This is a genomic window from Stenotrophomonas sp. Marseille-Q4652 (genome assembly GCF_916618915.1).
Lineage (GTDB): Bacteria > Pseudomonadota > Gammaproteobacteria > Xanthomonadales > Xanthomonadaceae > Stenotrophomonas.
The window spans coordinates 45,101-59,442 of sequence record NZ_CAKAKE010000001.1 but is presented as its reverse complement, the minus strand read 5'-3'; the positions used below and the strand labels follow the sequence as shown (position 1 = coordinate 59,442).

Annotated in this window: 12 protein-coding genes; 5 read left to right on the top strand and 7 right to left on the bottom strand. The window is 68.4% G+C overall.

All coding sequences use genetic code 11. The features are described from left to right. The first annotated feature begins 3 nt into the window (after window positions 1-3). Together LG380_RS00270 and otsA are read left to right on the top strand one after the other, a co-directional pair. A complete protein-coding gene (locus LG380_RS00270) occupies window positions 4-1,788 on the top strand; it encodes a glycoside hydrolase family 15 protein (RefSeq protein ID WP_225763060.1) in 1,785 nt (594 codons plus the stop codon). Continuing rightward, window positions 1,785-3,149: an alpha,alpha-trehalose-phosphate synthase (UDP-forming) gene (gene otsA / locus LG380_RS00265; RefSeq protein WP_225763059.1), complete on the top strand. Its 1,365-nt coding sequence runs from the start codon at window positions 1,785-1,787 to the stop codon at window positions 3,147-3,149. The genes LG380_RS00270 and otsA overlap by 4 nt, the downstream gene beginning before the upstream one ends. A 21-nt stretch (window positions 3,150-3,170) precedes the next feature. Here the strand turns inward: otsA and LG380_RS00260 are convergent, their stop codons facing one another. From LG380_RS00260 to rluD, 4 genes are read right to left on the bottom strand one after another with little or no spacing between them, the layout of a single operon-like run. Beyond that, window positions 3,171-3,593, bottom strand: a complete 423-nt coding sequence (locus LG380_RS00260) for a thiol-disulfide oxidoreductase DCC family protein (RefSeq protein WP_225763058.1) — start codon at window positions 3,591-3,593, stop codon at window positions 3,171-3,173. Next, window positions 3,580-4,122, bottom strand: a complete 543-nt coding sequence (locus LG380_RS00255; RefSeq protein ID WP_225763057.1) for a DUF4166 domain-containing protein — start codon at window positions 4,120-4,122, stop codon at window positions 3,580-3,582. The genes LG380_RS00260 and LG380_RS00255 overlap by 14 nt, the downstream gene beginning before the upstream one ends. Next, window positions 4,107-4,886 (bottom strand): peptidoglycan editing factor PgeF, encoded by a 780-nt coding sequence (gene pgeF / locus LG380_RS00250; RefSeq protein WP_225763056.1) that lies wholly within the window; start codon window positions 4,884-4,886, stop codon window positions 4,107-4,109. Before pgeF ends, LG380_RS00255 begins: the two co-directional genes overlap by 16 nt. After that, a complete protein-coding gene (rluD, locus tag LG380_RS00245) occupies window positions 4,883-5,872 on the bottom strand; it encodes a 23S rRNA pseudouridine(1911/1915/1917) synthase RluD (RefSeq protein WP_225763055.1) in 990 nt (329 codons plus the stop codon). The genes pgeF and rluD overlap by 4 nt, the downstream gene beginning before the upstream one ends. Window positions 5,873-5,981: 109 nt before the next feature. On the opposite strand from rluD, the gene LG380_RS00240 reads away from it, so the two are divergent. Continuing rightward, the gene (locus LG380_RS00240) at window positions 5,982-6,866 is read left to right on the top strand and encodes an outer membrane protein assembly factor BamD (RefSeq protein ID WP_225763054.1); all 885 of its coding nucleotides are present in this window, start codon (window positions 5,982-5,984) and stop codon (window positions 6,864-6,866) included. Between the two features lie 78 nt (window positions 6,867-6,944). Here the strand turns inward: LG380_RS00240 and LG380_RS00235 are convergent, their stop codons facing one another. The 3 genes from LG380_RS00235 to sucC all read right to left on the bottom strand — a co-directional run bounded on the left by LG380_RS00235 (window position 6,945) and on the right by sucC (window position 10,905). Further along, on the bottom strand, window positions 6,945-8,582 hold the full coding sequence (locus LG380_RS00235) for an NAD+ synthase (RefSeq protein ID WP_225763053.1): 1,638 nt from the start codon (window positions 8,580-8,582) through the stop codon (window positions 6,945-6,947). 250 nt (window positions 8,583-8,832) lie between these two features. Then, complete coding sequence (gene sucD / locus LG380_RS00230) at window positions 8,833-9,708, bottom strand: succinate--CoA ligase subunit alpha (protein WP_225763052.1); 876 nt, start codon at window positions 9,706-9,708, stop codon at window positions 8,833-8,835. A gap of 27 nt (window positions 9,709-9,735) precedes the next feature. Further along, window positions 9,736-10,905, bottom strand: a complete 1,170-nt coding sequence (sucC, locus tag LG380_RS00225; protein ID WP_225763051.1) for an ADP-forming succinate--CoA ligase subunit beta — start codon at window positions 10,903-10,905, stop codon at window positions 9,736-9,738. Window positions 10,906-11,211: 306 nt separating this feature from the next. Between sucC and LG380_RS00220 the strand changes: the two genes are divergently transcribed. Continuing rightward, window positions 11,212-12,825, top strand: a complete 1,614-nt coding sequence (locus LG380_RS00220; protein WP_225763050.1) for an ATP-binding protein — start codon at window positions 11,212-11,214, stop codon at window positions 12,823-12,825. Window positions 12,826-12,888: 63 nt separating this feature from the next. Next, window positions 12,889-14,280, top strand: coding sequence for a sigma-54 dependent transcriptional regulator (locus tag LG380_RS00215; protein ID WP_225763049.1), 1,392 nt, complete (start codon window positions 12,889-12,891; stop codon window positions 14,278-14,280). Window positions 14,281-14,342: the final 62 nt, after the last annotated feature.

Here is a 14,342-nt window from a genome sequence, read left to right as displayed (position 1 = left end):
CGGATGAATGAAGCCTCCCTCGACCTTGGCGTCATCGGCAACTGCAGCTTCGGCGCGTTGATCGACAAGCAGGCCAACGTGGTCTGGAGCTGCCTGCCCTCCTTCGATGGCGACCCGGCGTTCTGTGCCCTGCTCTCGCCCACCCAGCAGGTCGGCGGCGACTTCGGCATCGAGCTGGAGGATTTCCAGAGCAGCGAACAGCACTACCTGGCCAATACCGCGATCCTGCGCACGGTCCTGCGCGACAGCAAGGGCGGTGAGGTCGAGGTGATCGATTTTGCCCCGCGCTGGCGCCGGCATGACCGTCTGTACCGCCCGGTGAGCATCATCCGCCAGGTGCGGCCGCTGGCCGGCAGCCCACGCATCACCGTGCGGGCGCGACCGCTGGCCGACTGGGGTGCACGGGTTCCCGAATCCACCTGGGGCAGCAACCACATCCGCTGGATGCTGCCGGACTTCACCCTGCGCCTGACCACCGACGTGCCGGTGCGCTTCGTGCGCGACGGCCTGGCGTTCGCCCTCACCCACCAGGTACACCTCGTGCTGGGCGTGGACGAGCCCCTGGATCGTTCGCTGGTCGGTTACGTCAGCGAGGCGCTGGACAAGACCCGCAACTACTGGCGCGAATGGGCGCGTTACCTGTCCATTCCGCTGGAATGGCAGGAGGCGGTGATCCGCAGCGCGATCACGCTGAAGCTGTGCCAGTACGAGGACAGCGGCGCGATCATCGCGGCGATGACCACCTCGATACCCGAGGCGCCGGGCAGCAGCCGCAACTGGGACTACCGCTACTGCTGGCTGCGCGATGCCGCCTTCGTGGTGCGTTCTCTCAACCGCCTCGGCGCCACCCGCACGATGGAGCAGTTCCTCGGCTACATCTTCAACCTGGCCACCGGTGATGACGGCTCGCTGCAGCCGCTGTACGGCATCGGCTTCGAGGCGAAGCTGGACGAGAGCGAGGTCGAATCGCTGGCCGGCTATCGCGGCATGGGCCCGGTGCGCCGCGGCAACCTGGCCTGGGTGCAGCGCCAGCATGATGTATATGGCAGCGTGGTACTCGCCTCGACCCAGCTGTTCTTCGACCTGCGACTCAACGATCCGGGCGATACGCACACTTTCCTGCGGCTGGAGCCGCTGGGCGAGCGTGCCGTGGCCCTGCACGATGTGCCCGATGCCGGCCTGTGGGAATTCCGCGGCCGCACCGAGGTGCATACCTACACCGCGGCGATGTGCTGGGCCGCCTGCGACCGCCTTTCGAAGATCGCGGCGCAGCTGGACCTGGCCGACCGTGCGCAGTACTGGCGCGGACACGCCGACCGCATCCACGCCAAGGTCATCACCGAGGGGTGGAGCGAGGAGCTTGGCCACTTCACCGACACCCTCGGCGGCCACCGTCTCGATGCGTCGCTGCTGTTGCTGGCCGACATCGGCTTCGTCGATGCGCACGATCCGCGCTTCATCGCGACCGTCGATGCCATCGGCCGCGACCTGCGCCATGGCAACGGCCTGTACCGCTACATCGCGCCGGATGATTTCGGCACGCCGGAAACCAGCTTCACCATCTGCACGTTCTGGTACGTCGATGCGCTGGCCGCAATCGGCCGCACCGAAGAAGCGCGGCAGATGTTCGAAAACGTATTGGCCCGTCGCAACCATCTGGGCCTGCTGTCCGAAGACCTCTCCTTCGAGGACGGCAGCCCGTGGGGCAACTTCCCGCAGACCTACTCCCACGTGGGCCTGATCATTGCCGCGATGCGGCTGTCGCGCAGCTGGCAGGAGGCGTCATGAGCCGTCTGGTCGTCGTATCCAACCGCGTTGCCCTGCCCGGCGAGAGCCGCGCCGGCGGCCTGGCTGTCGGCCTGCTGGCCGCGCTCAAGGAGCGTGGTGGCGTGTGGTTTGGCTGGAGCGGCAAGACCGCGCGCGGTGCCAGCGGCGAGCTGCGCGAGCAGGTCGATGGCGACATCCGCTTCGTCACCATGGACCTCAGCAAGCCGGACCTGGACACCTACTACAACGGCTTCTCCAACCGCACGCTGTGGCCGCTGCTGCACTTCCGGCTGGACCTGGTCGACTACGACCGCGCCACCCGCGAGGGCTATCGCCGGGTCAACCAGCTGTTCGCCCAGAAGCTTGCGCCCTACCTGCGCGACAGCGACACGGTCTGGATCCACGACTACCACCTGATCCCCCTGGCGGCCATGCTGCGCGAGCGCGGCATCGGCTGCCGTATCGGCTTCTTCCTGCACGTGCCGCTGCCCTCGGGCGACCTCCTGCAGGCCATGCCCGACCACCAGCGCCTGTTCTCCGGCCTCTATGCCTACGACCTGGTCGGCTTCCAGACCCAGCGCGACGCCGACCGCTTCCGTTCCTATGTGCGGCTGTTCGGCGGCGGCCGCCTGCATAGCGATGGCAGCCTCGAGGCGCCGGGCGGCCGTCGCCTGCGCGTGGGCGCATTCCCGATCGGCATCGATACCGGACGCGTCGCCCAGCAGGCCGTGGCGGCGATGAACAATCCGTCGGTGCGCTCGTTGCAGAAGAGCCTGCACCCGCGGGAGCTGGCCATCGGTGTGGACCGGCTGGACTATTCCAAGGGCCTGCCCGAACGCTTCCACGGTTTCGAGCGCTACCTGGAACGCTATCCCGACCAGAAAGGCAGCCTGACCTTCCTGCAGATCGCGCCGGTTTCGCGCGGCGGCGTGTCCGAGTACCGCAAGCTGCGCGCCGAGCTGGAACAGCTGGCCGGGCACATCAACGGCGGCCACGCCGAGGCCGACTGGACGCCGCTGCGCTACGTCAACCAGAACTACGCGCACAGCACGCTCACCGGCTTCTACCGCACCGCGCGGGTCGGGCTGGTGACGCCACTGCGCGATGGCATGAACCTGGTGGCCAAGGAATACGTGGCCGCCCAGGACCCGGAAAATCCCGGCGTGCTGGTGCTGTCGCTGCTGGCCGGCGCGGCTGATGAGCTGCCGCAGGCGCTGCTGGTCAATCCCTATGACCTCGACGGCGTGGCCGATGCCATTGCCCGCGCCACGACCATGCCGCTGGCCCAGCGCAAGGAGCGCTGGCGCGCAATGATGGACCACCTCACCGAGTTCGACATCAACCGCTGGCGTCGCGATTATCTGGCCGCGCTGGAGGAGTGACGGGCGCCGCGCAGGCGGGGCTCAGTCGAGGAAGCGCGCCGCCTGCCCGGGCGGCGGCAGCATGCAGCGGTCATGGCGGCCGAACCAGCGGTAGCGGTTACGCGCCAGCAGCCGGTAGGCCCGGTCACGGATTGCAGCCGGAACCAGCCGCAGGATCGACGCCGCGCGCCACGGCCCGCCGAGGCTGGTGAGCACGCGGATGATCGCTCGGGTATCGGTCCAGGCCTTGCCGCCTTCCAGCACCAGGAAGGACACCGGGTCGTCGGGATCCATTCCGTGGGACTGCAGCAACTGGCGGCCATTGCAACCCTGCATCGCCGCGAAGCGGTAGCGCTGGGCCCGGTCGAAACGCAGCAGGAACCGTACCCAGCCATTGCACAGGGTGCAGACACCATCGAACACGATGATGGCCGGCGAGGCGGCAGGCAGCTCAGGCTGGCTCAAGCTGTCCCTCGTAATGGATGAAGGGGCCGACCCACGGCAACGACACGTCGACCTCGAAGGTGTAGCGGCCGGCGACGGCGTACTCGCGGCAGCGCACGCTGGCAAACCAGCCGGAGGGCAATGGCAACACGCCGAACAGCCATGCCCGCCGTGCCTGCCAGTGGATCGCGCCGTCGCGTTCGTCCAGAGCGAATTCAAAGCGCACCGCGCCCAGCTGCTCGCGCAGCCGACCTTGGTGAAACCACAGCCGCGAACCCATTGGATGGCGACCGAAACGCCGAGCCCAGCGCTCACCGCGCGCACTGGCGCTGAACTCCACCGTGGTCGGCAGCGACTCGTGGCTGGGCGGCAGGCGCGCGCCCCACGCCAGCACCGGTACCAGCCAGTGCTGGCCGCGACGCACGCGGACCTGTCCGGCATAGCGCCACGTACCATGGCGATCATGCAGCGCACGCACCGGCGGCTCGAGCCGGACGAAGGCCGGGCCCAGCAGCTGGGCGAACAGCGGCTGGCTCAGCAACTGATCCATGCCAGGGTCGCCAGGCGGCCGGTGCGCCGGTCGCGCCGGTGCGAGTAGAACCGCTGTGGATCGGCCAGGGTGCAGTGCCGACCACCACTGATTGCATCGACTGACAGGCCGGCACGCTGCAGCCGCAGCCGCGCCAGCGCCGGCAGGTCCACCTTCCAGTGGCCGGGACGGGTGGCCACGAACGCGGCTTCCGCCATCGGATCCCGGCCGACGAAGGCGTCGAACACGTCCTGCCCGATTTCGTACAGCGCCGGGCCGGCGGCCGGGCCCAGCCACGCCTGCACCTGCGACGGCGGCGTGCGCATCGCCGCCACCGTCGCTTCCAGCACGCCATCGGCCAGCCCGCGCCAGCCCGCATGGGCGGCGGCGACCTCCGAGCCATCGCGGGCAGCGAATACCACCGGCAGGCAGTCGGCGGTCAGGATCGCCAGCACCACGCCCGGGACCGAGGTCACCGCGGCATCGGCGGTTGGCTCGGCAGCCACGCCGCTTGCGGTGGGCGGCGCATCGAAACGCAGCACCTCGGTGCCGTGCACCTGGCGCAGCCAGTGCGGCGGCGACGGCAGCCGGGCCAGCTGCACCAGCAACTGCCGGTTGCGCTCGACCCGCTGCGGATCATCCCCGTCGGCGGCGCTGCGGTTGCCCAGGTTGAAGTGGTCGAACGGCGGCCCGGAGACCCCGGCGCCGTGGCGCAGCGTGGTCAGCGCCTGCACGGCCGGCGGCGCCGGCCAGTCGGCCAACAGCCAGGGCGCAACGTCGTTCATCGCCGGCCGCGCTCCAGCTCGGCAAAGCGCTGGCTGTCCTCGCGCAGGGCGGCCATCAGCGCCAGCATGTCGGCCGGCACCGGGGCGGTGTTGCGCACGGTCTCGCCGGTCACCGGATGCACGAACTCCAGCGTCTCGGCATGCAGCGCCTGGCGCTTGAAGCCACGCAGGGCGGCGATCAGCTCGTCGCTGGCGCCGCGCGGCAGCTTGAGCGCGCCGCCGTACAACGGGTCGCCGATGATCGGGTGCTTGAGGTGGGCCATGTGCACGCGGATCTGGTGGGTGCGGCCCGTCTCCAGGCGGCATTCCAGCGCGGTATGGGCGCGGAAGCGCTCGCGCAGGCGGTAATGGGTGACCGCGTCCTTGCCGTCCTCGCGCACGGCCATCTTCAGGCGGTCGCGCGGGTGGCGGTCGATCGGCGCATCGGCGGTACCGCCGGAGACCAGCGCACCCACCACCACGGCTAGGTACTGGCGGTGCACCTCGCGCGCGGACAGCTGTTCGACCAGCGCGGTCTGCGCCTGCACGGTACGGGCGACCACCATCACGCCGCTGGTGTCCTTGTCCAGGCGGTGCACGATGCCGGCGCGGGCCAGCGCCGACAGCGACGGGTCACGGAACAGCAGCGCGTTGACCAGGGTACCGGTGGCGTTGCCCGCGCCCGGGTGCACGACCAGTCCGGCCGGCTTGTTGATCACGAACACGTGCTCGTCCTCGTACAGCACGTCCAGCGGGATGTCCTCCGGCTCGGCGTGGGTCTGGGTATCGAGCACCGCATTCACGGTGGCCACCTCGCCGCCGCGGACCGGGTCGCGCGGGCGCGCCGGCTCCCCGTCCAGCAGCACGTCCCCGGACTTGATCCATTCGGTCAGGCGAGAACGGGAGAACTCCGGGAACAGCTCGGCCAGCACCGCGTCAAAGCGGCGGCCGGCGGCGGAATCAGGCACGACGGCCTGCAGGGACGGGTTGGATCGGGTATCGGACATGGGGGCTGCAATAGGGAGAATCGGGGTCCGGCGGCAGGAGTCAGTCGCTGGACAGGCCACTAGGCTATCATCGACGCTTCGTATTCCTGCCGCGTCCCGCCCAGCCCACATGATCCGACGCTCCGTCCTGCTGTCCGCGCCCGTCCGCCTCGTTGCCCTGCTGCTGGTCACGGCCCTGTTCGCCACCGGTTGTGGCCGCAACACCAAGGACAAGAACCCCGACGAGGGGATGCCGGTCGAACAGCTCTACGAAAAGAGCCACAAGCTGATGCAGGGCGGCAACTGGTCCGGCGCCGAAGCCAGCTTCCGCCGCCTGCAGGCCCAGTACCCGTACGGCCCGTACACCGAGCAGGCGATGATCGAGACCGCCTACGCCCAGTACAAGGCCGGCAAGCACGACGACGCGGTGTCCAGCATCGACCGCTTCATCCGCACCTACCCGACCCACCGCAACATCGCCTACCTGTACTACCTGCGCGGCCTGGCCAATGCCAACCGCGACACGGTGTTCCTGCGCCGGGTGTGGTCGCTGGACCCGAGCCGCCGCGACCTGTCGGCCCCGCGCCAGGCCTATGCCGACTTCAACATCGTCGTCGACCGCTACCCGAACAGCCGCTACGCCGCCGACGCGCGCGACCGCATGCGCCAGCTGACCGACGTATTCGCCCAGCACGAGCTGGACAACGCGCTGTACTACCTGCGCCGCGACGCCTACGTTTCGGCCGCCGGCCGCGCCAACTACCTGCTGGAAACCTACCCGCAGAGCGCGTTCCAGTACGACGCCGTGGCGGTGCTGGGCGAGGCCTACACCCGCCTGGGCAACGACACCCTGGCCGCCGATGCCCGCCGCGTGCTGGAGATGAACCAGCCGCAGCATCCGTGGCTGAGCGGCGACTGGCCGAAGTACCCGTGGATGATCCGCAAGCTGAACCCGTTCGCCGGCGAGCGCTCGGCGGCCACCGGCCAGCGCAACGCCACCATGTCGCGCAAGTAAACTGGACGGCATCCACGAAAAAGGCCCCTTCGCGGGGCCTTTTTCATGTCCGCCAGTTGGCGGGCCCGGATGCCCGGGTCAGCCCTGGTAGCCGTTGCTGATCGGGTAGCGACGCTCGCGGCCGAAGGCCCGGCGCGAGATCTTCGGCCCGGGCGCGGCCTGGTGCCGCTTCCACTCGCTGACCCGCACCAGCCGCAGCACGCGGTCCACCACCTCGGCCGCGTAACCGGCAGCGACGATCTCCTCGCGCGACTGCTCCTGGTCGACGAAGCGGTACAGGATGCCGTCCAGCACGTCATAGGCGGGCAGCGAGTCCTGGTCGGTCTGGTCGGCGCGCAGCTCGGCCGAGGGCGGGCGGCTGATCACCGCCGGCGGGATCACCGGGGCACCGCCGACCGTATTGCGCCATTTGGCCAGGCCGAACACCTCGGTCTTGTACAGGTCCTTGAGCGGGGCATAGCCGCCGCACATGTCGCCGTAGATGGTGGCGTAGCCGACCGCGTACTCGCTCTTGTTGCCGGTGGTCAGCAGCAGGCCGCCGAACTTGTTGGACAGCGCCATCAGGATGACACCGCGCGCGCGCGACTGCAGGTTCTCCTCGGTGACATCGGCCTCGCGACCTTCGAACATCGGCCCCAGCGCCTGCATCAGGCCCTCGAACACCGGCTCGATCGACACCGCCTCCAGTTTCACCCCCAGCGCCCGGCACTGCTCGGCGGCCAGGTCGTTGGACATGTCGGCGGTGTAGCGCGAGGGCAGCCGAACGGCGGTGACGTTGTCCGCGCCCAGCGCATCGACCGCCATCGCGAGCACCAGGGCCGAGTCGATGCCACCGGACAGGCCGAGCCACACCTTCTGGAAGCCGTTCTTGCGGCAGTAGTCCTGAAGGCCGCGGGTGACCGCGCGCCAAGCCAGCGCGTCCATGCTCTCGTCGCCGTCGTCGACCCACTCGCGCGGCAGGAAGCTGCGCTGCTCGGCGTCGAACTCCACCACCAGCCACTGGTCGGTGAAGGCGGCGGCGGCCGGATGCACGGTGCCGTCGCCATCGGCCACCACCGAGGCGCCATCGAACACCAGCGAGTCCTGGCCACCGACCACGTTGAGGTAGGCAATGGCGCAGCCGCTTTCGCGGGAGCGCTCGGCCAGCAGCGCATCGCGCTGGGCGTGCTTGCCGCGTTCGAACGGCGATGCGTTGGGCACCAGCACCACCTGCGCGCCGGCCTTGGCGGTGCCGGCCAGCGGTTCGGCAAACCACAGGTCCTCGCAGACCAGCAGGCCGACCTGCACGCCGTTGACCTCGAACACGCAGTCTTCGCCGTCCGGATCCACATCGAAATAGCGGCGCTCGTCGAACACCGCGTAGTTGGGCAGTTCGCGCTTGCGGTAGGTCAGGTCGATGCGGCCATCGCGCAGCACGCTGGCGGCGTTGTAGACCACGCTGCCGGCGGCCTGCGGCCAGCCGACCACCGCGACGATGCCTTCCGTGGCCCTGGCGATGCGCTGCAGCGCCTGGTCGCAGTCATGCAGGAAGCCCGGGCGCAGCAGCAGGTCCTCGGGGGGATAGCCGCACAGGGCCAGCTCCGGGAACAGCACCACGTCGGCGCCGAACTCGTCGCGCGCCTCCTCGATCATCGCGGTGATCCGCTCGGCGTTCTGCGCCACGGCGCCGACCGGGAAGTCGAACTGGGCCATCGCGATACGTAGGGATTGGGACATGTCGGTTGCCTTTGCTCCTGGGGTTTCCCGGATCGGGAAGATGGGACATACCACCGATGGCACAGGCGGCATTCCCGCTGCGCCCATTATTCCAGAATCACCGTGCCCGCCGGTTCATGGCCGGTGATGACACACAGCGTTTGCCGCGACTGCAGCGCATGCGGTGGATTCACTGGCGCCACCGTCAATCCACGCGCACAAAAAAGGCCGCCCGAAGGCGGCCTTTCCGGTTCCACGAGGGAACGAGGTATTACTTGACCAGCTCGGCAATGGCCGCGCCCAGGTCGCCCGGCGAACGGACGGTCTTGACGCCAGCAGCTTCCATCGCGGCGAACTTGCCTTCGGCGGTGCCCTTGCCGCCCGAAGCGATGGCGCCAGCGTGGCCCATGCGCTTGCCGGCCGGGGCCGAAGCACCGGCGATGAAGCCGACGACCGGCTTCTTGACGTACTTGGCGATGTACTCGGCACCGGCTTCCTCGGCGTCGCCGCCGATCTCGCCGACCATGATGATGCCTTCGGTCTGCGGGTCTTCGTTGAACAGCTTCAGGCAGTCGACGAAGTTCAGGCCGTTGATCGGGTCGCCGCCGATGCCGATGCAGGTCGACTGGCCCAGACCCACTTCGGTGGTCTGCTTGACGGCTTCATAGGTCAGCGTGCCCGAACGCGACACGATGCCGATCTTGCCCGGCTTGTGGATGTGGCCCGGCATGATGCCGATCTTGCACTCGCCCGGGGTGATGACGCCGGGGCAGTTCGGCCCGATCAGCACGGTTTCCGGGTACGAACGGGTCAGCACGTTCTTGACGCGCAGCATGTCCAGCACCGGGATGCCCTCGGTGATGCAGACGATGACCTTGATGCCGGCAGCAGCGGCTTCGAGGATCGCGTCGGCCGCGAACGGCGGCGGGACGTAGATCACCGACGCGTCAGCACCGGTGGCCTGCACGGCATCGGCCACGGTGTTGAACACCGGCAGCTCGAGGTGGGTGGTACCGCCCTTGCCCGGGGTGACGCCGCCGACGACCTGGGTGCCGTACTCGATCATCTGGGTGGCGTGGAAGGTGCCCTGCTGGCCGGTGAAGCCCTGCACGATCACCTTCGTGTTCTTGTTGATCAAAACGCTCATGGGTAATTCCTGGTTCGGTGACGTGGATTAGGCAGCGGACTTGACCGCTTCAACGACCTTCTTGGCGCCGTCGTTGATGTTGTCAGCCGGGATGATGGCCATGCCGCTGTCGCGCAGCAGCTGCTTGCCTTCTTCCACGTTGGTGCCTTCCAGGCGGACCACGACCGGGACCTTGACGCCCACTTCCTTGACCGCGGCGATGATGCCCTCGGCGATCATGTCGCAGCGGACGATGCCGCCGAAGATGTTGACGAAGATGCCCTCGACCTTGTCCGAGGACAGGATCAGCTTGAAGGCCTCGATCACGCGCTGCTTGTTGGCACCGCCGCCCACGTCCAGGAAGTTCGCCGGCTCGCCGCCGTTGAGCTTGATCACGTCCATGGTGGCCATGGCCAGGCCGGCGCCGTTGACCATGCAGCCGATGTTGCCGTCCATGGTGACGTAGTTGATGTCCAGCTCCGAAGCGGTCACTTCGGTCTCGTCTTCCTGCGACTTGTCACGCAGCGCGACCAGCTCCTTGTGGCGGAAGCTGGCGTTGTCGTCGCTGTTGAACTTGCCGTCCAGCGCGTACAGGTTGCCGTCGTCCAGGATCGCCAGCGGGTTCAGCTCGACCAGCGACAGGTCCTTCTCGTTGAACAGGCGGTACAGGTTGACCATGATGTTGGCGAACTGGCCAGCCTGCTTGGCGGTCAGGCCCATCTTGAAGCCGATGTCACGGCCGTGATAACCCTGCACGCCCTCGACGAAATCGACGTTGAGGGTGTGGATCTTTTCCGGGGTCTCGGCAGCCACCTGCTCGATCTCCACGCCGCCTTCGGACGAGGCGATGTAGCTGATGGTGCGGGTACCACGGTCCACCAGCACCGACAGGTACAGCTCCTTGACGATCTCACCGGCGGTGGTCACCAGCACCAGGTTGATCGGCAGCTCGACGCCGGCGGTCTGGTAGGTGGCCATCCTGGTGCCGAGCATCTTGGCGGCAGCTGCCTTCACGTCATCGACGGTCTTGCAGAACTTGACGCCGCCGGCCTTGCCGCGACCACCGGCATGGATCTGCGCCTTGACCATCCAGGGGCCAGCGCCCAGCGACTGTGCGGCTGCGACGGCCTCTTCGGGGGTCGCGGCGACCTTGCCGGCCGGGACCGGGATGCCGTATTCGGCAAGCAGTTGTTTTGCCTGGTATTCGTGGAAATTCATGCGTCACCGTGGGAATAGGAACGACCGCAGGCTGGTCCACCGGCCCTGGAAGGGCGCAGGCGTGGTCGCAAGCGGGCCCGCTATTGTGGCCGAGGCCGGCCCCGGGCGCAAAAGAAGACTGTACAAATGGCCGGAATCGGCACATTTCCGGCCGGATTTCAGCAACTTGCGGCCACCCCGTCACACCGGGCCCCAGGCATCGCGCCGGGCGCTGCGCATGCCGGGCCCCGCCGGCCACCGCGCGCATCGCGCTGCCCGCTGCCCGGGCACGCCTATACTCGTCCCAGCCTGAAGGGGAGTTCCGGCGTGTCACCGAGTGCTTCACTGATCGACCGCATCGAATCGATACCGCGGCGCGAACTGTATTTCTTCGCCCTCTACCGCACCCTGGTCGCCTCGCTGATCGCGGCGCTGCTGTTCGGCCCGCTGGACATGTTCGTCGGCGAGGCACACGTGCCGGCGCTGGCCCACGTGGTCTCCGTCGCGTATCTGGTAGTGGCGCTGGCACTGCTGTTCTGGGGACGCAACGAGCGCTGGCTGCAGACCATCGTGTTGTGGAGCGTGATAGCCGACATCGTCGCGGCCATGCTGCTGATCCATGCCATGCCCGGGGCAAGCGCGGGCATCTCGATGTCGCTGCTGTTCAACGTCGCCGCCGCCGCCATGCTGCTGCCCCTCTCCCGCGGCCTGTCGATCGCGGCGATCGCCAGCGGCGCGATGGTGCTGGAGTACGTCTGGCAGGCGCTGGAAGGCACCCAGGCCACGCGCACCGTGGCCGAACTGGCGATGTTCGTCACCTCCTACCTGGCCATGGCCTACATCAGTTGCCAGATCGGCCAGCGCGCGCGCCGCAACCAGCAGCTGGCCGACAGGCGCGGGGCCGAGGTCGCCAACCTGTTCGAGATCAACGAGCTCATCATCCGCCGCATGCGCACCGGCGTGCTGGTGGTCGACACCAACAACCGCATCACCCTGGCCAACGAGGCCGCCTCGCTGCTGCTGGGCGATGGCGACGGCGAGGTGCCCGAAGGCGGCCTGAGCCTGCTGCGGGTCGCCCCCGAGCTGGCGCGGCGGCTGCAGCGCTGGCGCAACGGCTGGAACCAGGACGAGACCCCGCTGCAGCTCAGCCCCGACCAGCCGGAGGTGCAGCCACGCTTTGCCCGGCTGCTGGCCGACAGCGACCTGACCCTGGTGTTCCTGGACGACTCGACCGTGGTTTCGCGCCGCGCCGAGTCGCTGACCCTGTCCGCGCTGGGGCGCTTCTCGGCCAGCCTGGCCCACGAGATCCGCAACCCGCTGGCGGCGATCAACTACGCCACCCAGCTGCTGGAGGAGTCCAGCGCCATCGGCGATGCCGACCGGCGCCTGCTGCAGATCATCCACCAGCAGTGCCAGCGCACCAACGGCATCGTCGAAAGCGTGCTCGGCCTGGCCCGGCGCGAGCGCGCTAATCCTGAAAACATCGACCTGGTGGCCTTCGTCCGGCGCTTCGTGCTCGAGTACCGGCAGACGCTGTCGATCGAGACCGACAGCCTGGAAGCCATCATCAACAAGCCGTCGGTGCAGGCCCTGGTCGACCCCAACCACCTGTACCAGATCCTCACCGCGCTGGTGCACAACGCACTCAAGTACGGGCGCATCGCCGAGGACCCGGCGCGGGTGCGGCTGCGGGTGGCCACGCTGGAGAAGAACGCCATCATCGATGTCATGGACCGCGGCCCGGGCATTCCCGAGGCGGTGGCGGCGCAGCTGTTCCGCCCGTTCTTCACCACTTCCGAGCACGGCACCGGGCTGGGCCTGTATATCGCCCGCGAACTTTGCCGCGCCAACCAGGCGCGCCTGGAATACGTGCCGGTGCCGGCCGGCGGCGCCTGTTTCCGGGTGGTCCTGCCGGCGCCGCACGCGATCCTGTCCACCTGATCCGGCCGTACCCGGCGCTCCTTCCATTTGTAGACATTCGCTTCACTCGGCTATCTTCTATTCATGAACGAAACACGCAGCGCCCTTGTCGTCGACGACGAACGCGACATCCGCGAACTCCTGGTCCTCACCCTCGGTCGCATGGGCCTGCGCATCAGCACCGCCGCCAACCTCGCCGAGGCACGCGAGCTGCTGGCGAGCAATCCGTATGACCTGTGCATCACCGACATGCGGCTGCCCGACGGCAACGGCATCGAGCTGGTGAGCGAGATCTCGCAGAACTACCCGCGCACGCCGGTGGCGATGATCACCGCCTTCGGCAGCATGGACCTGGCGGTGGAAGCGCTGAAGGCCGGCGCGTTCGACTTTGTCAGCAAGCCGGTGGACATCGCCGTGCTGCGCGGCCTGGTCAAGCACGCGCTGGAGCTCAACAACAGCGAGCGTCCCGCCCCGCCCCCGCCGCCGCCGGAACAGGCCGCGCGCCTGCTCGGCGACTCGCCGGCCATGGGCGAACTGCGCGCCACCATCACCAAGGTCTCGCGCAGCCAGGCGCCGGTGTACATCTGGGGCGAGTCCGGCGTGGGCAAGGAACTGGTCGCCCGCACCATCCACGAGCAGGGCGCGCGTGCGGCCGGTCCGTTCGTGCCGGTCAACTGCGGCGCGATCCCGACCGAATTGATGGAGAGCGAGTTCTTCGGCCATCGCAAGGGCAGCTTCACCGGTGCCCATGCCGACCAGCCGGGCCTGTTCCAGGCCGCCAGCGGCGGCACCCTGTTCCTGGACGAAGTGGCCGAGCTGCCGCTGCAGATGCAGGTCAAGCTGTTGCGGGCAATCCAGGAAAAGTCGGTGCGCCCGGTCGGCGCCTCCACCGAAGTTCCGGTGGACGTGCGTATCCTCTCGGCCACCCACAAGGACCTGGGGCTGCTGGTCGAGGAAGGCCGCTTCCGCCACGACCTGTACTACCGCATCAACGTGATCGAGCTGCGCGTGCCGCCGCTGCGCGAGCGTCGCGGCGACCTGCCGCAGCTGGCCGCCTCGATCCTCACCCGCCTGGCGCGCAGCCACGGCCGTCCCACCCCGCTGCTGTCGCCGTCCGCACTGGAGGCGCTAGCCAGCTATTCGTTCCCGGGCAACGTGCGCGAGCTGGAGAACATCCTCGAGCGCGCCCTGGCCCTGGCCGAGGAAGACACCATCGGCGCCAGCGACCTGCGCCTGCCGCACCCGCCGGTTGCCCGTGCCGGCATGGCCGGCGCACCGGCCGGCCCGATGCAGGAAGCCGTGGTCGACATCGATCCGGCCAGCGCCGCCCTGCCCTCCTACATCGAGCAGATGGAGCGCGCGGCGATCCAGAAGGCGCTGGAAGAGAACCGCTGGAACAAGACCAAGACCGCCGCCCAGCTCGGCATCACCTTCCGGGCGCTGCGCTACAAGCTCAAGAAGCTGGGGATGGACTGAGCTTCCCCATATCCGCAAACAAAAAAGGCCCGCTTTCGCGGGCCTTTTTTCCAGGTGCGGGA